General features: G+C 40.0%; 27 protein-coding genes. 21 read left to right on the plus strand and 6 right to left on the minus strand.

Annotation, left to right across the window (positions count from 1 at the left end; all coding sequences use genetic code 11):
- The first annotated feature begins 189 nt into the window (after window positions 1-189).
- The 6 genes from AC1Q8M_RS15475 (at window position 190) to AC1Q8M_RS15500 (ending at window position 7,431) form a co-directional block, all read left to right on the plus strand.
- Window positions 190-495 (plus strand): rhodanese-like domain-containing protein, encoded by a 306-nt coding sequence (locus tag AC1Q8M_RS15475; protein ID WP_000141254.1) that lies wholly within the window; start codon window positions 190-192, stop codon window positions 493-495.
- A gap of 78 nt (window positions 496-573) precedes the next feature.
- Complete coding sequence (locus tag AC1Q8M_RS15480; protein ID WP_000512463.1) at window positions 574-798, plus strand: spore germination protein; 225 nt, start codon at window positions 574-576, stop codon at window positions 796-798.
- 20 nt (window positions 799-818) lie between these two features.
- Window positions 819-1,142: a hypothetical protein gene (locus tag AC1Q8M_RS15485; protein ID WP_001110850.1), complete on the plus strand. Its 324-nt coding sequence runs from the start codon at window positions 819-821 to the stop codon at window positions 1,140-1,142.
- Between the two features lie 116 nt (window positions 1,143-1,258).
- The gene (locus AC1Q8M_RS15490) at window positions 1,259-5,188 is read left to right on the plus strand and encodes a BclA-related collagen-like exosporium protein (protein ID WP_098855692.1); all 3,930 of its coding nucleotides are present in this window, start codon (window positions 1,259-1,261) and stop codon (window positions 5,186-5,188) included.
- Between the two features lie 199 nt (window positions 5,189-5,387).
- Window positions 5,388-6,401 carry a GTP 3',8-cyclase MoaA gene (gene moaA, locus AC1Q8M_RS15495; protein ID WP_001157116.1) on the plus strand — a complete coding sequence of 338 codons (1,014 nt, stop codon included), beginning with the start codon at window positions 5,388-5,390 and terminating at the stop codon, window positions 6,399-6,401.
- A gap of 16 nt (window positions 6,402-6,417) precedes the next feature.
- Window positions 6,418-7,431, plus strand: a complete 1,014-nt coding sequence (locus tag AC1Q8M_RS15500) for a molybdopterin-synthase adenylyltransferase MoeB (RefSeq protein ID WP_063548802.1) — start codon at window positions 6,418-6,420, stop codon at window positions 7,429-7,431.
- 37 nt (window positions 7,432-7,468) lie between these two features.
- On the opposite strand, the gene moaC is transcribed toward AC1Q8M_RS15500, so the two are convergent.
- The gene (gene moaC / locus AC1Q8M_RS15505; RefSeq protein WP_048558777.1) at window positions 7,469-7,954 is read right to left on the minus strand and encodes a cyclic pyranopterin monophosphate synthase MoaC; all 486 of its coding nucleotides are present in this window, start codon (window positions 7,952-7,954) and stop codon (window positions 7,469-7,471) included.
- An 83-nt stretch (window positions 7,955-8,037) separates the two neighbouring features.
- Here moaC and AC1Q8M_RS15510 point away from each other — a divergent pair, with 83 nt between their 5' ends.
- The 7 genes from AC1Q8M_RS15510 to AC1Q8M_RS15540 all read left to right on the plus strand — a co-directional run bounded on the left by AC1Q8M_RS15510 (window position 8,038) and on the right by AC1Q8M_RS15540 (window position 12,752).
- Window positions 8,038-9,327 carry a molybdopterin molybdotransferase MoeA gene (locus tag AC1Q8M_RS15510; RefSeq protein ID WP_098511245.1) on the plus strand — a complete coding sequence of 430 codons (1,290 nt, stop codon included), beginning with the start codon at window positions 8,038-8,040 and terminating at the stop codon, window positions 9,325-9,327.
- Complete coding sequence (gene mobB / locus AC1Q8M_RS15515) at window positions 9,297-9,812, plus strand: molybdopterin-guanine dinucleotide biosynthesis protein B (RefSeq protein ID WP_098855691.1); 516 nt, start codon at window positions 9,297-9,299, stop codon at window positions 9,810-9,812. Before AC1Q8M_RS15510 ends, mobB begins: the two co-directional genes overlap by 31 nt.
- Window positions 9,809-10,273 carry a molybdopterin synthase catalytic subunit MoaE gene (gene moaE, locus AC1Q8M_RS15520; protein ID WP_000185943.1) on the plus strand — a complete coding sequence of 155 codons (465 nt, stop codon included), beginning with the start codon at window positions 9,809-9,811 and terminating at the stop codon, window positions 10,271-10,273. The genes mobB and moaE overlap by 4 nt, the downstream gene beginning before the upstream one ends.
- A 2-nt stretch (window positions 10,274-10,275) precedes the next feature.
- Window positions 10,276-10,509, plus strand: coding sequence for a molybdopterin converting factor subunit 1 (moaD, locus tag AC1Q8M_RS15525; RefSeq protein WP_000621772.1), 234 nt, complete (start codon window positions 10,276-10,278; stop codon window positions 10,507-10,509).
- Between the two features lie 94 nt (window positions 10,510-10,603).
- The gene (locus AC1Q8M_RS15530; RefSeq protein ID WP_090976857.1) at window positions 10,604-11,017 is read left to right on the plus strand and encodes a DUF3888 domain-containing protein; all 414 of its coding nucleotides are present in this window, start codon (window positions 10,604-10,606) and stop codon (window positions 11,015-11,017) included.
- Between the two features lie 78 nt (window positions 11,018-11,095).
- Window positions 11,096-11,953, plus strand: coding sequence for a glucose uptake protein GlcU (gene glcU / locus AC1Q8M_RS15535; RefSeq protein WP_000350865.1), 858 nt, complete (start codon window positions 11,096-11,098; stop codon window positions 11,951-11,953).
- A 13-nt stretch (window positions 11,954-11,966) separates the two neighbouring features.
- Window positions 11,967-12,752, plus strand: coding sequence for a glucose 1-dehydrogenase (locus tag AC1Q8M_RS15540; RefSeq protein WP_000286698.1), 786 nt, complete (start codon window positions 11,967-11,969; stop codon window positions 12,750-12,752).
- A gap of 72 nt (window positions 12,753-12,824) precedes the next feature.
- Here AC1Q8M_RS15540 and AC1Q8M_RS15545 read toward each other — a convergent pair whose 3' ends face one another.
- On the minus strand, window positions 12,825-13,319 hold the full coding sequence (locus tag AC1Q8M_RS15545; RefSeq protein ID WP_090976859.1) for a CarD family transcriptional regulator: 495 nt from the start codon (window positions 13,317-13,319) through the stop codon (window positions 12,825-12,827).
- Window positions 13,320-13,572: 253 nt separating this feature from the next.
- Here AC1Q8M_RS15545 and AC1Q8M_RS15550 point away from each other — a divergent pair, with 253 nt between their 5' ends.
- On the plus strand, window positions 13,573-13,809 hold the full coding sequence (locus tag AC1Q8M_RS15550; protein ID WP_000533803.1) for a DUF2553 family protein: 237 nt from the start codon (window positions 13,573-13,575) through the stop codon (window positions 13,807-13,809).
- Between the two features lies 1 nt (window position 13,810).
- Complete coding sequence (locus AC1Q8M_RS15555; protein WP_000621751.1) at window positions 13,811-13,993, plus strand: sporulation protein Cse60; 183 nt, start codon at window positions 13,811-13,813, stop codon at window positions 13,991-13,993.
- A 34-nt stretch (window positions 13,994-14,027) separates the two neighbouring features.
- Here AC1Q8M_RS15555 and AC1Q8M_RS15560 read toward each other — a convergent pair whose 3' ends face one another.
- Window positions 14,028-14,255 (minus strand): DUF3973 domain-containing protein, encoded by a 228-nt coding sequence (locus AC1Q8M_RS15560; RefSeq protein WP_000498988.1) that lies wholly within the window; start codon window positions 14,253-14,255, stop codon window positions 14,028-14,030.
- Window positions 14,256-14,676: 421 nt separating this feature from the next.
- Between AC1Q8M_RS15560 and AC1Q8M_RS15565 the strand changes: the two genes are divergently transcribed.
- Complete coding sequence (locus tag AC1Q8M_RS15565) at window positions 14,677-15,108, plus strand: SRPBCC family protein (protein ID WP_000437770.1); 432 nt, start codon at window positions 14,677-14,679, stop codon at window positions 15,106-15,108.
- A complete protein-coding gene (locus AC1Q8M_RS15570; RefSeq protein ID WP_000098837.1) occupies window positions 15,109-15,432 on the plus strand; it encodes an ArsR/SmtB family transcription factor in 324 nt (107 codons plus the stop codon).
- 29 nt (window positions 15,433-15,461) lie between these two features.
- On the opposite strand, the gene AC1Q8M_RS15575 is transcribed toward AC1Q8M_RS15570, so the two are convergent.
- Together AC1Q8M_RS15575 and AC1Q8M_RS15580 are read right to left on the minus strand one after the other, a co-directional pair.
- Complete coding sequence (locus tag AC1Q8M_RS15575) at window positions 15,462-16,901, minus strand: MDR family MFS transporter (protein ID WP_001228030.1); 1,440 nt, start codon at window positions 16,899-16,901, stop codon at window positions 15,462-15,464.
- Between the two features lie 284 nt (window positions 16,902-17,185).
- On the minus strand, window positions 17,186-18,457 hold the full coding sequence (locus AC1Q8M_RS15580) for a BaiN/RdsA family NAD(P)/FAD-dependent oxidoreductase (protein ID WP_025118400.1): 1,272 nt from the start codon (window positions 18,455-18,457) through the stop codon (window positions 17,186-17,188).
- A 294-nt stretch (window positions 18,458-18,751) separates the two neighbouring features.
- Between AC1Q8M_RS15580 and AC1Q8M_RS15585 the strand changes: the two genes are divergently transcribed.
- Both AC1Q8M_RS15585 and AC1Q8M_RS15590 read left to right on the plus strand, forming a co-directional pair.
- Entirely contained in the window at window positions 18,752-20,404 is a 1,653-nt protein-coding gene (locus AC1Q8M_RS15585; RefSeq protein WP_001284026.1) for a putative polysaccharide biosynthesis protein, read from the plus strand.
- Window positions 20,405-20,445: 41 nt separating this feature from the next.
- A complete protein-coding gene (locus AC1Q8M_RS15590) occupies window positions 20,446-21,174 on the plus strand; it encodes a pseudouridine synthase (protein ID WP_001234948.1) in 729 nt (242 codons plus the stop codon).
- A gap of 79 nt (window positions 21,175-21,253) precedes the next feature.
- Here AC1Q8M_RS15590 and AC1Q8M_RS15595 read toward each other — a convergent pair whose 3' ends face one another.
- Window positions 21,254-21,475, minus strand: a complete 222-nt coding sequence (locus AC1Q8M_RS15595) for a DeoR family transcriptional regulator (RefSeq protein ID WP_000805512.1) — start codon at window positions 21,473-21,475, stop codon at window positions 21,254-21,256.
- Window positions 21,476-21,832: 357 nt separating this feature from the next.
- Between AC1Q8M_RS15595 and pepV the strand changes: the two genes are divergently transcribed.
- Together pepV and thpR are read left to right on the plus strand one after the other, a co-directional pair.
- Window positions 21,833-23,239 (plus strand): dipeptidase PepV, encoded by a 1,407-nt coding sequence (gene pepV / locus AC1Q8M_RS15600; protein ID WP_097946334.1) that lies wholly within the window; start codon window positions 21,833-21,835, stop codon window positions 23,237-23,239.
- Window positions 23,240-23,358: 119 nt separating this feature from the next.
- Window positions 23,359-23,904: an RNA 2',3'-cyclic phosphodiesterase gene (gene thpR, locus AC1Q8M_RS15605; protein WP_000373841.1), complete on the plus strand. Its 546-nt coding sequence runs from the start codon at window positions 23,359-23,361 to the stop codon at window positions 23,902-23,904.
- The last annotated feature ends 115 nt before the right edge of the window (window positions 23,905-24,019 follow it).

The following is a 24,019-nucleotide window of genomic DNA, read 5'->3' on the forward strand; positions in this document are numbered from 1 at the left end:
ACTCCTTTCATAAAACAAGTATATTGAGGATACAATGTGCTAGTTATGTTTGTAAAGAATAAATTTTTAGAGAAAATTGAGAAATAGTTTTTCGATTCTTTGCGTTCTTTCTTTTGCGTGCTAAAATTGGTAGAGAATGTTTGTGAAAAAGAAACTAAAGGTTTTATTGTATATAAGGAGGAACTACATATGACAGAAGTTAATACAATTACTACAGAAGAGGTACAAGAGCGTTTAGAAAATGGAGAAACGTTATTTTTAGTAGATGTAAGAGAAGATGAAGAAGTAGCGGCAGGAAAGATTCCAGAAGCTGTACATATTAAAATGGGCGATATCCCACATAAAGTAGATTTCTTTAATAAAGAGAATGAATATATCTTTATTTGTCGTTCAGGAATGCGCAGTGAAAATGTATGTCATTATTTAAATGAGCAAGGATTTAAAACAGTGAATATGGTTGGCGGTATGCTTCAATATGAAGGTGAAACGAAATAGTTAATAGTTAAAAACTTGAAACGAGTCTGTTTCAAGTTTTTTTCTTTTGCATACAGTATAAAAAAGGAGGAGGGGTCAATGGGGATTAACTTGCGTAAAGTAAAAATTATTAATAATACAGGAGCTGTTAATGTCGGCGACTGTTATGATATCTCGCCTTTAGCTGTAGCAAAAGTATATGCAGGTGCTGGAGGGTCGAGTGCGGCTATTTTTTTAAATGGGAAAAGACAGCCAGAAGCAGTCATTAGAACATCAGTGTTTCTTCCGCCATTAGCAACTAGTACACGTACATTAGGTTCATAGAGGAAAGGTAGAGTGTAATTATGCCTGCTCATATAAAAGAATTTGTTATTGTGAATAACACTGGAAATATATTTACCGGTGATAATTTGAGTGATACTTCATTTACTGCTTCGAAATCATATAGTGGTTCAATGGGGTGCACTTGGATTGATGTTGTTACAGTAATAGGGACGGAGACAAAGCTTTGTTTACAGCCGGGTGATTCGGTGACGACAACATATACAAGAGGCACTCCTGCTGGTACTGTAACAGGAATAAATATGGGGCAAAGTGTAAATGCATCGGGTATAGCACAAGCTGTCCCTAATACAGATAATATGGATTCAGTTGCTGGACTCCCTTAAGGAATTAAGGGAGTTTTTATTATTTAAAATAAAAATAGTCTTGGAAATTATTTTTGTAAATAGATTAAGAAGAGGTTTATTTATTATGAAAAAGACGGTTTGTAGGTGGTGAAAGTGTGAAGAAACGTGATAATAATGGGGGGCAAAATTCGTTAAGCTCTAATTTTAGAATTCCCCCCGAACTTATTGGGCCTACTTTCCCTCCTGTTCCAACTGGATTTACAGGTATAGGGATTACTGGCCCAACAGGTCCACGGGGTCCAACTGGTCCTCAAGGACCAAGAGGATTACAAGGTCCGATGGGGGAGATGGGCCCGACAGGACCTCAAGGTGTGCAAGGGATACAAGGATCAGTTGGGCCAATAGGTGCAACTGGACCAGAAGGACAGCAGGGGCCACAAGGATTGAGAGGACCACAAGGAGAAACTGGAGCGACAGGACCTCAAGGGGTGCAAGGGTTACAAGGTCCGATTGGTCCAACGGGAGCGACTGGGGCACAAGGTATACAAGGGATACAGGGATTACAGGGGCCAATTGGAGCGACGGGACCTGAGGGACCTCAAGGAATTCAAGGCGTCCAAGGGTTACCGGGTGCAACTGGTCCACAAGGAATACAAGGAGCACAAGGGATACAAGGAACACAAGGACCGAGTGGAAATACAGGTGCAACCGGAGCGACTGGTCAGGGGATAACAGGTCCGACGGGAGTAACCGGTCCAACAGGGATCACTGGCCCGTCAGGAGGACCTCCTGGTCCGACGGGGCCGACTGGTGCGACAGGTCCGGGTGGTGGACCAAGTGGAAGTACAGGTGCGACTGGAGCAACGGGGAATACTGGGGCTACAGGAAGTACAGGGGTAACAGGAGCAACGGGAAGTACAGGTCCGACTGGAAGCACGGGAGCACAGGGCTTGCAAGGAATCCAAGGGATTCAAGGGCCAATTGGGCCAACAGGTCCAGAAGGTCCGCAGGGTATTCAAGGTATTCCTGGTCCGACGGGAGTAACTGGTGAACAAGGAATACAAGGAGTGCAAGGTATTCAAGGGGCAACGGGAGCAACAGGGAATCAAGGTCCACAAGGAATACAGGGGGCTATAGGGCCTCAAGGGGCCACAGGAGCAACAGGAGATCAAGGTCCACAAGGAATCCAAGGAGTACCAGGGCCATCAGGAGCAACAGGCCCACAGGGAGTTCAAGGGATACAAGGTCCGATGGGTGATATAGGACCAACAGGTCCAGAAGGCCCAGAGGGACTTCAGGGCCCGCAAGGAATCCAAGGTGTGCCAGGGCCAGTTGGAGCAACGGGTCCAGAGGGTCCTCAGGGGATACAAGGTATTCAAGGACCGGTAGGAACAACAGGCCCACAAGGTCCCCAAGGAATACAGGGAATACAAGGTGTGCAAGGGATAACGGGAGCAACTGGAGTACAAGGAGCAACTGGAATTCAAGGGATACAAGGGGAAATAGGAGCAACGGGTCCAGAGGGTCCCCAAGGAGTGCAAGGTGCTCAAGGGGAGATTGGTCCAACAGGTCCGATGGGTCCCCAAGGTGTGCAAGGAGTACAAGGAATTCAAGGAGCGACGGGCGCACAAGGAGTGCAAGGTCCACAGGGAATTCAAGGAATCCAAGGTCCGACGGGGGCAACAGGAGATACAGGAGCAACAGGTGCGACAGGGGAAGGCACTACAGGCCCAACAGGAGTAACCGGTCCAACAGGGGTAACAGGCCCATCTGGAGGACCAGCAGGACCGACCGGCCCAACGGGGCCATCAGGTCCGGCGGGAGTAACTGGTCCATCTGGTGGACCACCTGGCCCGACAGGAGCAACAGGTGCGACAGGAGTAACAGGAGATACTGGGGCGACAGGCTCAACTGGAGTGACAGGAGCGACAGGAGAAACGGGAGCAACCGGAGTGACGGGTTTGCAAGGTCCGCAAGGAATCCAAGGTGTGCAGGGAGAGATAGGTCCGACGGGTCCCCAAGGTGTTCAAGGTCCCCAAGGAATTCAAGGAGTAACGGGGGCCACTGGAGATCAAGGTCCGCAAGGGATTCAAGGCCCACAAGGCGACATAGGTCCAACCGGCCCACAAGGAATTCAAGGCCCACAAGGTTCTCAAGGAATCCAAGGAGCGACAGGGGGAACAGGAGCACAAGGTCCACAGGGAATCCAAGGTCCGCAAGGTGACATAGGTCCGACTGGGCCACAAGGTCCAACTGGAATCCAAGGGATACAAGGAGAGATAGGTCCAACAGGTCCAGAAGGCCCAGAGGGACTTCAGGGCCCGCAAGGAATCCAAGGTGTGCCAGGGCCAGTTGGAGCAACGGGTCCAGAGGGTCCTCAGGGGATACAAGGCATTCAAGGACCGGTAGGAGCAACAGGCCCACAGGGTCCACAAGGAATACAGGGAATCCAAGGTGTGCAAGGGATAACGGGAGCAACTGGAGCACAAGGAGCAACTGGAATTCAAGGGATACAAGGGGAAATAGGAGCAACGGGTCCAGAGGGTCCCCAAGGAGTGCAAGGTATACAAGGGGCGATTGGTCCAACAGGTCCGATGGGCGCACAAGGAGTGCAAGGAATACAAGGGATTCAAGGAGCAACAGGTGCACAAGGAGTTCAAGGCCCACAAGGGATTCAAGGGATACAAGGTCCGACGGGAGCAACAGGAGATACGGGGGCAACCGGAGCGACGGGAGAAGGAACTACCGGTCCAACAGGAGTAACCGGTCCAACAGGGGTGACTGGCCCGTCAGGAGGACCAGCAGGACCGACCGGCCCAACGGGGCCATCAGGTCCGGCAGGAGTGACAGGTCCATCAGGTGGACCACCTGGCCCGACAGGAGCAACAGGTACGACAGGAGTAACAGGAGATACCGGGGCGACAGGCTCAACTGGAGTGACAGGAGCGACAGGAGCAACGGGAGCAACCGGAGTGACGGGTTTACAGGGTCCGCAAGGAATCCAAGGTGTTCAAGGAGAGATAGGTCCAACCGGTCCACAGGGTATTCAAGGTCCCCAAGGAATCCAAGGAGTAACGGGGGCAACTGGAGCACAAGGTCCCCAAGGAATTCAAGGCCCACAAGGCGACATAGGTCCAACCGGCCCACAAGGAATTCAAGGTCCACAAGGTCCTCAAGGAATCCAAGGAGCGACGGGGGCAACTGGGGCACAAGGCCCACAGGGAATCCAAGGTCCGCAAGGTGACATAGGCCCGACCGGCCCACAAGGCCCCCAAGGAATTCAAGGCCCGCAAGGAATTCAAGGTCCAACGGGAGCTACAGGAGCAACCGGAGCGACAGGTCTCCAAGGAATTCAAGGCCCACAAGGAATCCAAGGCCCGCAAGGAATTCAAGGTCCAACGGGAGCTACAGGAGCAACCGGAGCGACAGGTCCACAAGGAATTCAAGGTCCACAAGGAATCCAAGGCCCACAAGGAATTCAAGGCCCAACGGGAGCTACAGGAGCAACCGGAGCGACAGGTCCACAAGGAATCCAAGGTCCAGCGGGGGCAACTGGAGCAACGGGTTCACAAGGTCCAACTGGGGATACAGGTCCAACAGGTTCACAAGGGATTCAAGGTCCAACTGGTCCAACAGGAGCTGGAGCAACCGGAGCCACAGGAGCGACTGGAGTTAGTACAACTGCAACGTATGCGTTTGCGAATAATACATCAGGAACCGCTATTTCCGTTTTATTAGGTGGTACGAACGTACCATTACCGAACAATCAAAATATTGGCCCAGGAATAACCGTTAGTGGTGGAAATACTGTATTTACAGTTGCGAATGCAGGAAACTATTATATAGCCTATACAATTAATTTAACGGCAGGTTTACTTGTAAGTTCTCGTATAACTGTAAATGGCAGTCCGCTTGCGGGAACGATAAATGCCCCGACAGTCGCTACTGGTTCATTTAGTGCAACAATAATCACTAACTTGCCTGCTGGAGCTGCTGTTAGCTTACAGTTATTTGGAGTAGTTGCAGTAGCTACATTATCTACGGCAACGCCAGGGGCTACTCTAACTATTATTAGATTAAGTTAATAAGCAGAAAACCTTGAAACTTTTATGTTTCAAGGTTTTTTATCCTTGTATTTGTAAGTAAACCTCGTTAACCAGGGGGAGTGGATACCCTCTAATTATTTAAAGTTTCACTTTATTCACTTGAGCAAAAACATCGCAGTTCGAAAATATATTATAATAGAATGAAAAGAAAGAAATTTGGCAGAAAGGGAGGGTGGCGATGCAGGAGATGGTTAAAGATTTTTTTGGACGCCCACTTCAAGATTTACGTATATCTGTCATTGATCGTTGCAATTTTAGATGTACATATTGTATGCCAGCGGAAATATTTGGGCCAGAATATGCTTTTTTGAAAGACGAGTTTTTACTAACTTTTGATGAAATTGAGCGTTTGGCAAAATTATTTGTTAGCATCGGTGTACGGAAAATTAGACTTACTGGCGGTGAGCCACTGCTTCGTAAAGATTTAACAAAACTTATTGCACGTCTTGTGAAAATTGATGGGCTAATAGATATAGGGTTAACGACAAATGCTATTCATTTAACGAAACAAGCGAAGGCATTAAAAGAAGCTGGATTACATAGAGTGAATGTTAGTTTAGATGCGATAGATGATGACATATTTAAGAATATTAATGGTCGAAATATTAATACGAAACCGGTAATTAAGGGAATTATAGCAGCTAAAGAGGCGGGACTGGAAGTAAAGGTAAATATGGTTGTGAAAAAAGGGATGAACGATCATCAAGTACTTCCGATGGCTGCGTATTTTAAAGAGCAAGGAATCACGCTTCGGTTTATTGAGTTTATGGATGTTGGTAGTACAAATGGGTGGAATTTTGATCAAGTCGTTACAAAACGAGAATTAATTGAGATGATTCATAAGGTGTATCCGCTTGAGCCGGCTGAAGCGCATTACTTTGGTGAAGTTGCGAAGCGATATCGGTATGTTGGAACAAATGTTGAAGTTGGTTTTATTACATCTGTCTCTGAGTCATTTTGTGCCTCTTGTACGAGGGCGAGAATTTCGGCAGATGGAAAGTTTTATACGTGCTTATTTGCGACAGAGGGTTTGGATGTAAGAGAACTTCTTAGAGGAAATCTTTCGGATGAGGAGTTATTAAGTGTTATACAAGATGTATGGATGAATAGAAAAGATAGGTATTCGGATGAACGAACAGAAGAAAGTGCAAAAAATCGTCCGAAAATCGAAATGTCTTATATAGGAGGATAAGAAAGGGGGCTATCGCATGCAGGAGCGATATTCAAGACAAATATTATTTTCTGGTGTTGGAGAAGAAGGACAGAGAAAAATAAGAGAGAAGCATGTGCTTATTATTGGTGCTGGTGCTCTCGGTGCGGCAAATGCAGAAGCGATTGTTAGAGCAGGGGTTGGAAAAGTAACGATTGCTGATCGGGATTATGTAGAATGGAGTAATTTACAAAGACAACAACTATATACGGAAGAAGATGCAAAGCAGTATAAACCGAAGGCGATAGCGGCTGCAGAACATTTACAAGCAATTAATTCTGAGGTGGAAATAAATCCTGTTGTGACAGATGTAACGGTGCAAGAAATGGAAGAATTAGTGAATGATGTAGATTTAATATTAGATGCGACAGATAATTTTGAAACGCGTCTTCTCATTAATGATATTTCACAAAAGTATAATATTCCGTGGATATATGGTGGGTGCGTCGGGAGTTACGGAGTAACGTATACAATTTTACCAGGGAAAACACCGTGTTTTCGCTGTTTAATGGAGCATCCGGCGAGCGGAGCAACATGTGACACAGCTGGTATTATACAACCGGCAGTACAATTAGTAGTTGCGCATCAAATTACGGAAGCGCTGAAAATATTAGTAGAAGACTTTGGGGCGCTTCGTGAAACGATGTTATCGTTTGATCTTTGGAATAATCAACAGATGGCATTTAAAGTGAATAGGCAGAAAAAAGATACTTGTTTATCTTGCGGAAGGTTACGTACATATCCGAGTTTAACATTTGAAGCACAAACAAAAACAGAAGTGTTATGTGGGCGAAATACAGTACAAATTCGCCCGGGTGTGCGGAAGAATTTTAATTTAGAAGAAATTAAAAAGCGCTTACAAAGAAGCGTAGAGATAAAGGCGACACCTTATTTATTATCATTTCCGGTAGAAGAATATCGTTTTGTTTTATTTACAGATGGCAGGGCGTTTATTCATGGGACGAATGATATGAATGTAGCGAAAAGTTTATATGCAAGATATATAGGTTGAACCTAAAGGGAATCCTTTAGGTTCAACGGAGAGAGGATTATGAATTTCTCGTATAATCTCCACTTTTTCCACCTGTTTTTTCAAGTAAGTACGTTTCGCCGATAATCATACCTTTATCGATAGCTTTACACATATCATACACAGTAAGAGCGGTAGCGGAAGCAGCTGTTAAAGCTTCCATTTCAACACCGGTGCTACCTTCTGTTTTAACTTTTACTTCAATGAGTAAACGATATTGTTCTTCTGATTGTTTCCAATCGAAAGAAACGTCAACACCTTTTAATAATAAAGGATGGCACATTGGGATAATATCAGAAGTTCGTTTCGCAGCCATAATGCCTGCGATTTGCGCAACTGCTAATACGTCACCTTTCCCAATTTCATTGTGAGAGATTTTATCGTAAATTTCTTTCGTAACGACAATGCTAGAGCACGCAATTGCTGTTCGAACGGTTGTTTTTTTGTCGCTTATATCAACCATTTTTGCGCGTCCTTGGTCATTAAAATGTGTAAATGAAGACATGGAATTCCTCCTTGAAGTAATTTCTATTGAATACATAAAGTTTAATCGAGATAAAAAAAATTGCAAATATGAGGTGAGAAACGATGGTAGAAAAACGAATTCCAATTCAAGTTGCTGAGGCAGTAGAACGGGTAATGAAATATGCAAAGCATGGTGAAGTAGAAGAAATTTCTATTACGGAAAGTTACGGGAGAATTCTCGGGGAAGATGTTGTCTCAGATCATGACGTTCCTCATTTTGATCGTTCCCCTTACGATGGTTTCGCCATTCGAGCAGAAGATACGAAAGGAGCAACCCAAGAGAATCCAATTGAATTTGAAGTAATAGGAGAAATCGGGGCGGGGTCTGTTTTTTTAGAAGAAGTAGGAGCTTTTAAAGCGATTCGTATTATGACAGGAGCAGCTATTCCAGAAGAATGTAATGCAGTCGTAATGCTCGAGCTGACAGAAGGGTTTGAGAAGAACGGGAAAACATATATGAAGTTAAAACGCCCTTTTAATAACGGTGACAATGTGTCGTTTAAAGGAGAAGACATAAAACAAAATCAAGTTCTCGTTAAGAAAGGTGTTGCAATTAACCCAGGGATTGCAGCCTTACTAGCAACGTTTGGATATAGCACTGTGAAAGTTGTAAAACAGCCTGTTGTCGGTATTGTAACGACAGGAAGTGAATTATTAGAAGTACATGAGCCTTTAGAACCGGGGAAAATTAGAAATAGTAACTCGTATATGATCGCAGCTCAAATTATGAAAGCTGGCGGGAAAGTTCGTTATTATGGTCAACTCGCGGATGAGTTAGATGCATGTTTTACAGCTGTTCAATCAGCGGTGGATGAGGTCGACATTTTAATTACAACAGGCGGTGTATCAGTAGGAGATTATGACTACTTACCAGCTATTTATGAAAGGTTACAGGCGAATGTACTCTTTAATAAGATAGCCATGAGGCCCGGAAGTGTAACGACAGTAGCTGAAGTTGATGGAAAGTTACTCTTCGGTTTATCAGGAAATCCTTCTGCTTGTTATGTAGGCTTTGAATTATTTGTGCATCCAATTATAAAAACATATTTGTATGCGAAGGAACCTCACGTATATAGAGCGGATGCTATTTTACAAAAAGATTTTCCAAAGCCAAATCCATTTACTCGTTTCGTAAGAGCGAACGTAACAATTGTGGACGGAGCGTTACAAGCGATGCCGGTTGGTTTAGATAAATCGAGTGCGGTATCTTCACTTGCAGATGCGAATGCTTTTATCGTGTTACCTGGAGGAACGAGAGGATTTGAGACCGGAATGAAAGTATCCGTATTATTGTTAGAGCACTCTGAGGGATGTGATTGGCCATGGGCAAAGCCCCTTCAATCTTACAAATAGTAGGATATCAAAATAGCGGAAAAACGACACTTGTAGAGAAAATTGTGCATGTGTTAGCTGAAAGTGAAATGAAAGTTTCTACAATTAAACATCACGGGCACGGAGGTTTTCCAGAAGTAGCGCAAAAAGATAGCGAAAGGCACCGTAAAGCTGGTGCTGTCGTAAGTAGTGTAGAAGGTGCTGGATTGCTTTCACTTTCTTCACTAAGAAAGAAATGGTCCTTGCAAGAAATTATTCGCTTATATGAGTTTTTTGAAGTGGATACAATTTTAATAGAGGGCTATAAAAAAGAGAACTACCCGAAAGTAGTGTTACTTCGTTCTGCGGAAGACGTTGAACTTTTACATGAAGTAGAAAATATAGTGGCGATTATTACGTGGTATGATGTCCCGGCAAATATACGAGAAGAATATAAAGTATTTCATATAACAGAAGAAGAGTTGTACATAGACTGGTTTTTACAAACGGTTAGGAGTGCGAAATGACAAATACATATTATGAAGTAATTGATACAGAAATCTCGATTGAAGAGGTAACGAAGAAAGTGATTCGACGTGAATGCGGTGCTGTTACAACATTTATTGGAACGGTTAGAGAGTTTACGAAAGGGCGTCGTACATTATACTTAGAGTATGTTGCTTATAAGACGATGGCAGAAAAGATGCTAGAGAAAATTGGTCTGGAAGTGAAAGAGAAATGGCCGGGTACATATGTTGCGATTACACATCGCATCGGTACGTTGCAAATTTCTGATATAGCGGTTGTTGTTGCTGTTTCAACACCACACCGTAAAGCGGCTTATGAAGCAAATGAATATATTATGGAACGCATAAAACAAATTGTTCCGATTTGGAAAAAGGAGTTTTGGGAAGATGGTGACTCATGGATTGGTGATCAATTAGAAAAAACACCATATCCGGCGGGAGAGCCTGGGAAGGAGCTATAAGTATGATTAGAGTATTGTTATTTGCGCACTTGCAAGAAGAAGCAGGGACAAGTGAATTACAAATAGAGAAAGAAAATATTACGGTTGCAGAGTTAAAAGATGTTGTTGCGAAAGAATATAATGTACCAGTTTCAGAGCCAATTATGGTTGCGATTAATGAAGAATACGCAAATGAAGATGACAGGGTCCAAGATGGTGATGTGGTTGCACTTATACCACCAGTGAGTGGTGGTTAATATTGGATTCATTAAAACGACTTTCCTAAGTAGGGGAAGTCGTTTTTTTTATGGCGTTTTTGAGAACACTAACTTATAGGATAAGGAGGACGTTATGAAAAAAATATGTGTAATTATTACAGCGATATGTTCTATCTTTTTCTCTTCTCCAAGCGATTCTTTCGCGAAAGAATCAAGAGAACAGCTTTTAGAGAGTGCGTTATTGAATAGGTACTATTCGGTTATTAGACAAGTGACAGAAGATCAATATGAATGTGATGCAGTTATAAATATAAAGCGTCTCGGCAGGAAAGATGAATTTGTTCCTAGATTTGAAGTGACGCTACAATTTCTTACATTTCAAGGGGCGCATAATCCGCCAAATGACAAAGTTACACTTACTTTGGAGGATTATTTAGATCATATAAAGGTAAAAAATGTGGAGCGAGAAAAAAATGTTTCTAATGATATTGTAGAAAAGATTTGTGCTCGCAAAAAAGAAAAAATGAAAGCTCATTCTAATGATTGAGAGCGGTAACTTATTCCGCTATTTGCGGGATGATTAAAGTTTAAATTTATGACATTTTACAGAGAAAGGTAATGGGCGATGGATATATTTTTAGCAATTTTACCAGCTATATTTTGGGGGAGTATTGTGTTATTTAACGTAAAACTGGGCGGGGGACCGTATAGTCAAACGCTTGGAACAACGTTTGGAGCACTTATTTTCTCAATTGTTGTTTATATTTTTATGAAGCCAGTATTAACACCTACCGTGATTGGGGTTGGAGTTGTGTCAGGTTTATTTTGGGCGCTTGGTCAGGCGAATCAATTGAAAAGTATTGATTTAATGGGCGTTTCGAGGACGATGCCAATTTCAACAGGACTTCAATTAGTTGCGACGACTTTATTTGGCGTTATCGTATTTCATGAATGGTCCACGACAATATCGGTCGTCCTTGGGATTTTAGCGCTCGTTTGTATTATTGTCGGTGTTATTTTAACATCACTTCAAAGTGAAGAAGAAAAGAATGCAGAGCAAGCAGCAAATTTTAAAAGAGGTATCATAATTTTATTAATTTCAACAGTCGGTTATTTAGTTTACGTAGTAGTGATTAGATTATTTAACGTAGATGGTTGGTCAGCTTTATTACCACAAGCAGTTGGTATGGTATTAGGAGGGATTTTGCTTACCTTTAAACATCATCCATTCAATAAATATGCAATCCGAAATATTATTCCAGGATTAATTTGGGCAGCTGGAAATATGTTTTTATTCATTTCGCAGCCGCGTGTTGGAGTCGCAACAAGTTTCTCGCTATCGCAAATGGGGATTATTATTTCCACGCTTGGTGGGATCCTTATATTAGGTGAAAAGAAAACGAAACGCCAATTAACGGGTATCGTTGTCGGTATCGTTTTTATTATTGCAGCCGGAATTATGTTAGGTATAGCAAAAAGTTAAAGGAGGTATTGAAATGTATAGTGATTTAGAAGGAAAAGTGGTCGTTATTACAGGATCAGCAACTGGTCTTGGTAGGGCGATGGGAGTAAGGTTTGCTAAGGAAAAAGCGAAAGTGGTTATTAATTATCGCTCACGAGAATCAGAAGCAAATGATGTGTTAGAAGAAATTAAAAAGGTAGGCGGAGAAGCGATTGCTGTAAAAGGTGATGTAACCGTCGAATCAGATGTTGTGAATCTCATTCAATCTGCTGTGAAAGAATTTGGTACGCTCGACGTTATGATTAATAATGCAGGGATAGAAAATGCAGTACCATCGCATGAAATGCCACTTGAAGATTGGAATAAAGTAATCAATACAAATTTAACAGGTGCTTTCTTAGGAAGTAGAGAAGCGATTAAATATTTTGTAGAACATGACATTAAAGGGTCTGTCATTAATATGTCTAGTGTTCATGAGAAAATTCCGTGGCCACTATTTGTGCACTATGCAGCGAGTAAGGGTGGCATTAAACTGATGACAGAAACGTTAGCGCTAGAATATGCGCCAAAAGGTATTCGAGTAAATAATATAGGACCAGGTGCAATTAATACGCCGATCAATGCAGAAAAGTTTGCTGATCCTAAAAAACGTGCTGACGTAGAAAGTATGATACCGATGGGCTACATTGGAAAACCAGAAGAAATTGCAGCAGTAGCAACTTGGCTCGCTTCTTCAGAGGCGAGTTATGTAACGGGAATTACGCTATTTGCAGATGGTGGAATGACGTTATATCCATCGTTTCAAGCTGGGCGTGGGTAATATAAAAGGACGAAGAGATAAAACTCTTCGTCCCTTTTTTTACAAAAAAAATAGCGGCCAGCTATTTTAAATTTAGTGATTAATTGTATCTTGAAGAAATTCTGTTGCTTGATGTTCAGTAACATTTTGTACGAGCGCGACTTCGCTGATCATCATTTTTCGGGCATTATCTAGCATTTGTTTTTCGCTCGCATTTAATGCTCGCTCTTTATTACGGCGAAGTAAATCCCGAACAACTTCTGCGCTATCTTGTAAATTGCCGTTTTTCATTTTTTCCATATTCATTGTATATCTTTGTTTCCATGAGAGTGATGGGTCTGACTCCCCGTTTTGAAATTCAAGAAGTATATCATCTAACGTACCTCGATCAACGATATAACGAATACCTGATTTTTTTAATTGTTCCATCGGAAGCATTACTTGCATATCTTTACTAATGATGCGTATCACACAATATTGACGTGAAGTACCTAATATTTCTTTCTCTTCAATTGCTTCAATGATTCCTGCACCGTGCATTGGATAAACGATTTTATCACCAATTTGAAACAAATCATCCACCTCCATATGTGGTAACCACTTTTAATGATAGCATACGTATGTAAAAATGTCAAATTTTATATAATAACATAATATTTATATTCGAGTCAATAAGATAAAGTGCTTTTTTATGTTTTTTTTGGGACCTTATTTATAGTGATTTTTTCAGAAAAATAGTACAGGTGAAGAAAGAAGGCATATCCACTTATTTTTAAGCATAAAATGTAAAAGCGCTAATACAATATACCTAAATCCGTTCTTTGCAAAGGAGGGAGAGAAGGTGGGGCGCACAATAAAAATTGATATTACAAATAAAGTTGTAGCTAAATTTAGACCAAATTATTTGGAATTATATACGAGTAAATTTATGATAGGTAAGTTTTATGTCTATACTGAAGATAAAGAATATGTGTTAGAAGACGGATATATATATGAGAATGGAAAGTTTTATCGCATCATAGATACGCACCGTGGCAATAATCAAGCGGCGGAGGGCTGCGATCTAGGACGGTGTTAACATGATTCGTGTGAAAGTGTTTGATGAAAGTCACGAAAAAGACTTAGAAGACGCTGTGAATGTTTTTTTGAAAAAGATTGATGATAGCAACTTTGTAGATATTAAGTATCAAGTTGGTGTTTCCATTAACGACGATGAAAACCAAATTTATTGTTTTTCAGCAATGATCGTTTATAAAGCATAAAAAAGAGCTGGCTCACCCAGCTCTTTTTTATGTTTTATGTTGGGACAACATGTGTCGGTAATACGTTCATAATAGATTGGGGTGTGCCTAATTTCTTTGTCGTTAAAAGAGGCTCCCCTGTTTCATGATTTTGGGCATCTTTACACATACCAAGGTGATAACGATCACCTAAAAATGGATCAATATAAAAACCGTTTTTAAATACTTTATCATTCGGATGTTTTTCATGGTGAATATCAGAGCAGTTAATGCAATAGAACATAGCGTTCAACCCCTTTTTATTTTGTTTGAAAAAAGTGAGTCGGTAGTCATTTCGCTCCTAAGGAAATGTTGAGGAGAAGAGAAATAACTACCTACTCAAATGGTGGGCATATTCCTTCTGATTTGTCATATCTCGCGTATTGTCCCTGAGGGAAGGAGGAGAGACGAAGTACGCATGATATAAGTAAGGCGCTTCTTTCAATATGGATGATGGAGTTTCATGTTGAGAGAAGTTTTTATTTTGTATTGCCTTTGTGAGTATATTATGAGGAAATGCTAAGAGGGTGTTTGTCCTGTTGAAAAAATGTTGAGAATTTCTCAACAGTAAAAGAATTAGCATTGACATGAAACTAAAAGGTGTTATATTATCGAAGTGCAACCAAAAGGTGTTATGTTATAACGCCGAGTAAAGGAGAATGAACATGGAACAACAAAATACATTAAATGATATTAAACAAACAATCGTTTTTAACGCGTCTATTCAAAAGGTATGGAGTGTAGTATCAACTGCAGAAGGAATTGCGTCATGGTTTATGCCAAATGATTTTGTATTAGAAGTAGGACATGAATTTCATGTGCAATCGCCATTTGGGCCATCACCATGTAAAGTGTTAGAAATTGATGAGCCAAACTATTTATCTTTCTCATGGGATACAGATGGCTGGGTTGTTTCATTTAATTTGAAAGACTTAGGAGATAACAAAACAGAATTTACGTTAATTCACGGCGGCTGGAAACATCCTGATGAAATTCTTCCGAAAGCGAATGCGAAGAGCTCTATTATTCGCGATAGAATGAGCGGTGGTTGGGTAGCGATTGTAAATGAAAAACTGAAAAAGGTTGTCGAAGGCTAAGTGTCCTCGTCAGCAGCGAAATATGATGTATTTCAAGCAATTGCTGATCCAACCCGCCGAGAAGTAATACGGTTATTAAGTGACAAAGAGTTACCGATTTCCAAAATAACGGATCATTTTCCGATGAGTCGTACTGCGGTTGTAAAGCACCTTCATATTCTTTCAGAAGCGAATTTAGTAAGTGGAAGAAAAAGCGGAAGAGAGAAGATATATCGTTTGCATCCAGAACCATTAGAAGAATTACAACAGTGGCTCTCGTATTATGAACGTTTTTGGGATAATAAATTATCCATGCTGAAACATATTGTGGAGAATGAAGAATAAAAAAAGGATGACCAAAATGGTCATCCTTTTTATTGTTGCTCACTTGTTTGTGTAGCTGGCTTTAATAAAAGCCAAGCAATAATTAATGTAAATACTGCTAATACGAAAGTGCTCATATAAATGACATGTACGCTTGATGCTAATGCGGATTGTGATTCGGTTACTACGTTTGCTGTAGTACCGCCATGTCCACCAGATACAAGATCAAGATTTTTAATACCACGTGCGTGAATCATCGTATTAAAGATTGTACCGAATATTGCAGCACCTAACGTTTGACTAAATGTATTAATAAATGTATTTAAACCAACAGCTGTCCCGCGTGTATGAGCTGGCACGGCTGCTTGAATTGTTACCATGTAAATCGGTGTCACAAGCCCCATTCCTAAGCCGAATAATCCGACTGCTACATAAATAAGGAACGATGGTGAATTTGTTGATAGTGTAAATAATAAGAACGTAGCAACTGATAAGATGCTAGCTCCAAGTAAAATAATTTGTTTCGTTTTTAACTTGCCAACTAAGTTACCCGAGAACATAGCCCCAAATGTCCACATAACAGGAATTGGCATTAAAATGAGTCCAGCTTCTGTTGCATTTTTTCCTAAAACACCCTGGCTCCAAATTGGAAGATACACAGTAATACTAATAATCATTGCGCCAGCAATAAGAGTTAATATATTTATCGTAGATAATGTACGGTTAGAGAAAAGTGCTAGCGGAATTAATGGTTCCGGAGATTTTTTCTCGATGAATAAGAAAATAATAAATGAAACGACGGCGAAGATTAATAGGCCGATAATTGTTATGTCTCCCCAGTTTTGCTTACTGCTACCTGTTAATAATGCATATAGTAGAGCGATTGTACTTAATGAGAAGACTGTCGCACCAAGATAGTCGATATGGTGTTTAGCGGGCTTAATAGATTCTTTGTAGTAAATTACAATCATTAAGCAAGCGATAATTCCGAATGGAACGTTTAAGAAGAAGATATAACGCCAAGAAAGGGAATCAACTAAAAATCCACCTACTAACGGTCCGATAACACCGGATACACCCCAAACGGCACTCATCCAACCTTGTGCTTTCGCGCGGTCTTTCGCTTCGCTATATAAGTCTCCAATAATCGTCATTGTGATTGGCATAACAGCACCAGCACCGATACCTTGAAGCGCGCGGAAGAAAATTAATTGTTCCATCGATGTAACGACTCCGCAAAGTGCAGAACCGACTAAAAAGATTGTAGCCCCAATCAGTAAAACCTTTTTACGACCGAATAAATCAGCGAGCTTTCCGTATATTGGAGTCGAAACAGCTGTTGCAAGCATATAAATTGCATATACCCAACTAACAAGTTCGACGCCTGACAAATCACTCGTTATACGAGGGATTGCTGTACTAACAATCGTTCCTTCTACCGCAGAAAGAAACGTCATTAACATTAAAGACATCATGACTTTTTTTCTCATTTGTTTTCCCCTTACCCTTTTTTAAATATTCAACAATATAAAATATAAAGGTACTAAGGTATATAAAGCAACAAAAAAGCAATGGAAAGTTACATGGAGCAGATGTTTGTCGCTTCTTGTCGGTAAGTCGATATATTTGAGAAATCGCCGATATAAGTTGTAGAATCGCTGATAAATTTGGAAAATCGCCGATATAATTACAGAATCGCTGATATATCTGTGGAATCGCCGATAATGATTTCATGGCAATATTAAAAAAGAAACAGGAATCCCTGTTTCTTTTTTTAATATTGCATTTTCGCGTTTTCTCCAGCTGTCGTTCCAGCAATTCTACCAGTAACAAGTGCTGATGTAATATTATAGCCACCAGTATAACCGTGGATATCAAGAACTTCTCCGCAGAAATATAAGCCGTTCGTAAATTTAGAAGACATTTCTTTCGGATTAATTTCTTTCACGGATACACCTCCGCCAGTAACGAATGCTTTTTCAATTGACTGCGTACCATTTACATTCACAGTAAACTCTTTAAAGTCTTTCACAAGTGCACGAATCTTTTCGTGAGAAACTTGTCCAGCTTGTTCACTACCGTCAATTTCATTTTTTTCTAATAAGAATAGGAAGTAACGTTCAGGGACATAACCTTTTAAAACGTTTTTAATTCCTTTTTTCGGATCTTCTTTCATTTGTTTCAGCATGCGCTGAAATAATTGCTCACTATTTTCCTCTGGCAATGCATCAATACTCATTTGTATTGTGTTCGTTTTAAACTTTTTCAGTGCTTTCACGACGAATTGACTACAGCGAAGAGCAGCAGGACCAGATAGGCCAAAATGAGTGAAGAGCATGTCCATTTTGTGAGAAATGATAGCTTTTCCTTTCGGGTTTAATACGCTTAAGTTTATATCACGTAAAGCAAGACCTTGTAATGAGCGATCACGTATAAACGGCTCGTTTGACAGGATAGGTACTTCTGTTGGGAATAATTCTGTAATTGTATGACCTGCTTTTTCAGCCCAAGCGTATCCGTCTCCAGTGGAACCAGTTTGAGGAACAGATTTTCCGCCAACAGCGATAACGACGTGATTTGTTTCTAACACTTCGCCTGTTTGCAGTACAACTGCTTTCGTTTGACCATTTTCATATTCAATCGTTTCAACAGGCGTATTTGTACGGATTTTTACACCTAAGTTTTTTAATCGTGTTAAAAGTGCGTCTACAACAGATTGCGCTTTGTTTGACACAGGGAACATGCGACCGTGGTCTTCTTCTTTCAATTTAACACCGAGATTTTCGAAGAATGTAATAATATCTTCATTATTAAAAATAGAAAAAGCGCTGTATAAGAAGCGACCGTTTCCTGGTATATGTTTAACAATTTCATCAAGTGGTAGACGGTTTGTTACGTTGCAGCGTCCGCCACCAGAAATCGCAAGTTTACGCCCAAGTTTATTTCCTTTATCAAGAAGTAAGACATTTGCGCCTTCTTCTGCAGCACCAATTGCAGCCATTAGCCCAGAAGGACCGCCGCCGATGACAATAACATCATAATGCATAATATATCGACCTCATTTTCTACATTTCCTGCCTAAAAGAATAGCATGTTTTCCCTTAAAAGAAAAATAGAGTGAAGTACTGCTTAATGAGAGAATTGTGGTACAATACAAAAGTTAGAGTTCAGCACTATCCTGCTATTTGTAGGCGATAAGACTAAAACCTCAAGATTTAGGAGAAGTAAATAGGGAGTCTGTTAGCCTGTAAATGCTCGAATGGTTCAACTAATAAGGAGTAGGAGAGAAGTCTCCAACTAATTATAGTTTCACTTTATGTAGATGTAGGAGGATTTTTGTATGTCCGATTCGAAATTTCTGCGCGGAACGCTTATTGTTACGCTAGGGACATTTTTAGTAAAGTTCTTAGGCATGATTTACGTCTTTCCGTTTCATGCATTAGTAGGCACAGAAGGCGGAACGCTCTATACATATGGATACATTCCATATACGATCTTTTTAAGTATCGCAACGGCAGGTGTGCCGCTTGCTGTTTCAAAATTTGTTTCCAAATATAATGCGCTTGGCGATTATAAAACGAGCCGGAGAATGTTCCGCTCGGGAATGGTTATGATGATAGTAACAGGAGTTCTTTCGTTCCTAGTACTGTACATGACGGCGCCACTGTTTGCAGAAGCGATGCTTGGTAAACAAAGTATACACAATAATGTAGGAGAAGTTACGACGATCATTCGTCTTGTAAGTTTCGCACTTATTGTTGTACCAGCAGCGAGTTTAATTCGTGGTTATTTCCAAGGTCACCAGTCTATGGGACCAACTACCGTTTCACAAATTATTGAACAAATTATTCGTATCGTCTTTTTATTAGCTGGTAGTTTTATCGTTATTAAAGTACTTGGCGGTACAGTTGCAACAGCAGTTGGAGTAGCGACATTTGCTGCGTTCGTTTCAGCGGTTGGAGCACTCGGTGTGTTAATTTGGTACTGGTTAAAACGTAAAAAATATTTGGATCAATATTTAATTGAACAAACTGTACCAGAATCAACAGTAAGTACTGTTCAATTGTTTAAAGAGTTATTCGCATATGCGATTCCTTACGTTGTAATTGGGTTAACAATTCCTTTATATCAACAAATTGATACATTGACATTTAACTCAATTATGCAGGCGATTGGTCAAGGTGATATCGCAGAGCGAGCGCTTGGTATTTTCACAATGTGGACGCATAAGTTAATTATGATTCCTGTATCACTTGCAACAGCGTTTAGTTTAACGCTTGTACCAGCAATTACAAAATCATTTACTGAAAAACAATACCGCTATTTGAAATTACAAATTACACAAACATTCCAAGCAAATATGTTTTTAACATTGCCAGCAGTTATCGGTATTTCAACACTTGCATATCCAATTTACACTGCTTTCTATGACTCAGATCCATTAGGTGGACAAGTATTAATGTGGTATGCACCAGTTGCATTGTTATTTGCTTTATTTACAGTAACAGCGGCAATTCTTCAAGGGATTAATCAGCAAAAGCATGCGATTGTCGCGCTTATTATGGGTGTTATTTTGAAATTTGTATGTAACGTAATCTTTATTCGTTATTTCGGTACAGTAGGAGCAATTCTAGCGACCGCAGTTGGTTTCTTAGCTTCTGTTTGGTATACAAATCGACAAATTAAAAAATACGCACACTATTCATTCGGTGTTGTATATAAAAGAACATTCCAAATTGCAGTACTGACACTTATAATGGTCGTTGCTGTAAAACTATCACAATGGCTTCTATCCTTCATGATTTCGCCTGATGGCCGTATTGGTGCTCTTATAACAGTTGCGATTTGTGCAGGTATTGGCGGTCTTGTTTACGGATTGTTAGCAATTCGCACAGGAGTACTTGAAAGAGTATTTGGCGGAGAAGCATTAGATAAAATTCAACGTAAACTTGGTAGTAGATTTAAAATAAAGTTGAAATCAAGAGGGGCGTAATTACGTCCCCTTTTCTATGATAAATAAAGAAGGTGAAAAACGTGAGATTAGATAAATTATTAGCGAATATGGGATATGGAAGTAGAAAAGAAGTAAAGAAATTATTGAAAGATGGCGTTGTGAAAATTGATGGAACGCCAGTAAAAGATGCGAAAGTTCATGTAAATGTAGAAGAGCAAGAAGTTATGATTCACGGTGAAGTTGTGGAATACAAAGAGTTTGTTTACTTAATGATGCATAAACCACAAGGTGTTATTTCAGCGACGGAAGATGATAATCATGAAACAGTAATAGATTTATTAGAATTAGAAGATGCAATCTTTGATCCGTTCCCAGTTGGACGACTTGATATCGATACGGAAGGTTTCTTATTGATAACAAATGATGGGAAGTTATCACATCAATTATTATCTCCGAAAAAGCATGTGCCGAAAAAATATTATGCACACGTTGCAGGAGTAGTAACAGAAGAGGATGTAAAAGAGTTTGCTAAAGGTGTTATTTTAGACGATGGCTATGAAACAAAGCCAGGTGCGCTTACAATATTGAAAAGCGATGATATTTCTGAAATTGAGCTTGTGATTACGGAAGGGAAATTCCATCAAGTGAAGCGTATGTTTGAAGCGGTAGGGAAAAAAGTAGTCTACCTAAAGAGAACAGAGATGGGTCCGTTAGTATTAGATGAAGAACTAGAACTTGGACAATACCGAGAGCTAACAGATGAAGAAGTAGAAATGTTAAGAACATATCAAGTAGATACTGAAAAGTAGTACCTTTATAGGTACAGAAAAAACCCCTTTCTAATAGTTAGAAAGGGGTATGTATTTATTTACATACAATTATTTTTCGTTATGAGGTCATTCTCACTTTCTTTCCTGTTGTTGTCCACTTACCGCGGCAAGGGCTATACACGAGTTCATTAAACTGCAACACATTTAGATCACGTTGTATCGTTCGCGGTGTGATCCCGAACTCATCTACAAGGTCTTTCGTCGTTACCGTTCCGTTTTCATTGATGTACATATAAATTGATTTAATGCGTGTTAGCATACGAGTAGTTGTAGGTTTCAAGAGAAAACCACTCCTCTACTAGTTTTTTTGACCCCATTCAGGAAAGAAGGTCGTTACTACCATTGTACTCTACATGATAAAATTCATGCTTTAATCTACTTAAATTTTACAAAAGTTTAACAAATATTTATATAGAAAAATATTGGTAGTTGACATTGTATATATGGTCAGTCAACTAACACATAAAATTCTACGTAAAACGCCAAATTCCTGCAAATTTTTTTGAAAAAATAAAAGAAAAACTAATAAGAAATGTCTGAAATATTACAATTGTTCGGTATTTAGTTTTCGTGTATGGCATAAGGGATTTCGGTTTGCTATGATGAAAGAGATAATATAGTGAAGGATGGATGCGTGATGTCAGCGATTAATTGGACTGAAGAAGTTGCAAAACGAAAAGATGATTTAATTCGTGATACACAACAATTTTTACAAATTAAAAGTGTATGGGAAGAAGAATCCGCGAAAGAAGGCGCACCATTCGGTGAAGGTGTAGAAAAAGCGCTATCTTTCATGTTACATAAAGGAGAAGCTGAAGGTTTTGCTTCTAAAAATTTAGAAGGATATGCAGGTCATCTTGAAATGGGACAAGGAGAAGAGTTAGTAGGTATTCTTTGTCACGTTGATGTTGTACCAGAAGGAGATGGCTGGACGACTCCTGCGTATAGTGCGGATATTCGCGACGGAAAGATTTTTGCACGTGGTGCAATTGACGATAAAGGCCCAACGATGGCAGCATATTATGCGATGAAAATTGTGAAAGAATTAGGCTTACCTCTTTCAAAACGTGTTCGTATGATTATAGGAACAGATGAGGAAAGCAATTGGAAATGTGTAGATCACTACTTTAAAAACGAAGAAATGCCAACAATCGGTTTTGCACCAGATGCAGACTTTCCAATTATTAATGCAGAAAAAGGAATTTCTGATATACAAGTTGTGCAAAATGATAGTGAAGAGAAAAAAGGTACATATGAACTTGTTTCATTTGATTCAGGGCGCCGTTTAAATATGGTTCCTGATTTTGCAGAAGCGGTTATTACAGGAGAAGATGTAAATGCACTTACAGTAGCATATGAAGAGTATTTACAAACTGCTAAAAAAATAGGGAAATCGACTATAGAAGGCAATACAGTGACGTTGCAAATAGAAGGAATTTCAGCGCACGGATCTACTCCTGAAAAAGGAGAAAATGCAGGTTTATTATTAGCAAACTTCTTAACTACAGTTTCACTTGATGGAAAAGCAACTGCATTTGCGACATTTGCAACAGAAACATTTACTGGTGATATTTTTGGTGAAAAAGCTACTATTGCTTATAAAGATGAAATTAGCGGTCCATTAACAGTGAATGTTGGTCGCCTTTCTTATACGAAAGAGAATGGTGGTAATTTAGGATTAAACGTACGTTACCCAGTTACGACTAACTTTGAAGAAATGATTGCAAAGTTAAAAGAATATGTAGGTACGTATGGATTTGCAGTAGCAGACTATTCTAACTCTCGTCCGCATCACGTTGATAAAGATCACGAGTTAATCCGTACGTTGCAACGTGTGTATGAAGAACAAACAGGTGAAAAAGCTGAATTGTTAGCAATCGGCGGAGGTACTTATGCTCGCTCATTAAAAGCTGGTGTGGCATTTGGACCGCTATTCCCTGGAAAAGAAGAACTTGCGCATCAAAAAGATGAGTACATTGAAATTGAAGACTTATTAAAAGCAACAGCAATTTACGCTCAAGCAATTCATGAATTAGCAAAGTAAAGTGAAACTTTAATCGCCGATATATGAATAATGACCGCTCTCTACTTTAGAGGGCGGCTTCTTTTTAATTGAATGAGATAAGAAAGAAAAGCAACAATAGAAAGAAGGAGACGGTGTACATGGATAGGCATTATTTTGTCGCAATTACTTTACCAAATCATATAAAAGAAGTGCTGTCTAACTATAAAGAGGATACGAATGAGGAATTACCATTTCGCTCGTGGGTACATAAGGAAGATTATCATATTACCCTTTCCTTTTTAGGAGGTGCGACAGAAGAACAGTTAAAAGGGATAAAGAATGGATTACAAACACTTACAAAAACAAAAGAACTATCGTTCACGTTACAAGGTTTTTCAACGTTTGGTAGAGAAGATCAGCCCCGTATTTTTTGGGCGAAGGTAAGTGAGAATCACGATTTGTTTCAGTTGCAAAAGCAAGTACATGCCATTTGTGAAGAAAATGGATTTTCTCTAGAAACACGCCCATATCATCCGCATATTACTGTTGCTCGTAAATGGATAGGAGAAGAAAAGTTTCATTTAGAAAGTATAAAAGAAGTCCCTGAAATATCATTTCAAGCAGATACAATTACTTTATACGAATCCCACGTGAAAGAAACCCCGAAGTATAAATCGATTGCTGAAATAAAATTACAAAAATAGAATGGTGAAAACGTTTTTTATGCAGGTGAATATACTATAGAGAAGAATGGAGTTACTGTATAGAGTCTTGTTGATAAGAAAAGCCTTATCATTTGCAGCTCATTTTATCTCGCTC

The organism is Bacillus sp. GW823-FHT06A10 (assembly GCF_058795375.1).

Excerpts from the sequence above, each read along its gene's own strand:
- AC1Q8M_RS15475 (WP_000141254.1), top strand. The coding sequence starts at position 190 with ATGACAGAAGTTAATACAATTACTACAGAAGAGGTACAAGAGCGTTTA.
- AC1Q8M_RS15480 (WP_000512463.1), top strand. The coding sequence starts at position 574 with ATGGGGATTAACTTGCGTAAAGTAAAAATTATTAATAATACAGGAGCT.
- AC1Q8M_RS15485 (WP_001110850.1), top strand. The coding sequence starts at position 819 with ATGCCTGCTCATATAAAAGAATTTGTTATTGTGAATAACACTGGAAAT.
- moaA (WP_001157116.1), top strand. The coding sequence starts at position 5,388 with ATGCAGGAGATGGTTAAAGATTTTTTTGGACGCCCACTTCAAGATTTA.
- AC1Q8M_RS15500 (WP_063548802.1), top strand. The coding sequence starts at position 6,418 with ATGCAGGAGCGATATTCAAGACAAATATTATTTTCTGGTGTTGGAGAA.
- moaC (WP_048558777.1), bottom strand. The coding sequence starts at position 7,954 with ATGTCTTCATTTACACATTTTAATGACCAAGGACGCGCAAAAATGGTT.
- AC1Q8M_RS15510 (WP_098511245.1), top strand. The coding sequence starts at position 8,038 with ATGGTAGAAAAACGAATTCCAATTCAAGTTGCTGAGGCAGTAGAACGG.
- mobB (WP_098855691.1), top strand. The coding sequence starts at position 9,297 with ATGGGCAAAGCCCCTTCAATCTTACAAATAGTAGGATATCAAAATAGC.
- moaE (WP_000185943.1), top strand. The coding sequence starts at position 9,809 with ATGACAAATACATATTATGAAGTAATTGATACAGAAATCTCGATTGAA.
- moaD (WP_000621772.1), top strand. The coding sequence starts at position 10,276 with ATGATTAGAGTATTGTTATTTGCGCACTTGCAAGAAGAAGCAGGGACA.
- AC1Q8M_RS15530 (WP_090976857.1), top strand. The coding sequence starts at position 10,604 with ATGAAAAAAATATGTGTAATTATTACAGCGATATGTTCTATCTTTTTC.
- glcU (WP_000350865.1), top strand. The coding sequence starts at position 11,096 with ATGGATATATTTTTAGCAATTTTACCAGCTATATTTTGGGGGAGTATT.
- AC1Q8M_RS15540 (WP_000286698.1), top strand. The coding sequence starts at position 11,967 with ATGTATAGTGATTTAGAAGGAAAAGTGGTCGTTATTACAGGATCAGCA.
- AC1Q8M_RS15545 (WP_090976859.1), bottom strand. The coding sequence starts at position 13,319 with ATGGAGGTGGATGATTTGTTTCAAATTGGTGATAAAATCGTTTATCCA.
- AC1Q8M_RS15555 (WP_000621751.1), top strand. The coding sequence starts at position 13,811 with ATGATTCGTGTGAAAGTGTTTGATGAAAGTCACGAAAAAGACTTAGAA.
- AC1Q8M_RS15560 (WP_000498988.1), bottom strand. The coding sequence starts at position 14,255 with ATGTTCTATTGCATTAACTGCTCTGATATTCACCATGAAAAACATCCG.
- AC1Q8M_RS15565 (WP_000437770.1), top strand. The coding sequence starts at position 14,677 with ATGGAACAACAAAATACATTAAATGATATTAAACAAACAATCGTTTTT.
- AC1Q8M_RS15575 (WP_001228030.1), bottom strand. The coding sequence starts at position 16,901 with ATGAGAAAAAAAGTCATGATGTCTTTAATGTTAATGACGTTTCTTTCT.
- AC1Q8M_RS15580 (WP_025118400.1), bottom strand. The coding sequence starts at position 18,457 with ATGCATTATGATGTTATTGTCATCGGCGGCGGTCCTTCTGGGCTAATG.
- AC1Q8M_RS15585 (WP_001284026.1), top strand. The coding sequence starts at position 18,752 with ATGTCCGATTCGAAATTTCTGCGCGGAACGCTTATTGTTACGCTAGGG.
- pepV (WP_097946334.1), top strand. The coding sequence starts at position 21,833 with ATGTCAGCGATTAATTGGACTGAAGAAGTTGCAAAACGAAAAGATGAT.
- thpR (WP_000373841.1), top strand. The coding sequence starts at position 23,359 with ATGGATAGGCATTATTTTGTCGCAATTACTTTACCAAATCATATAAAA.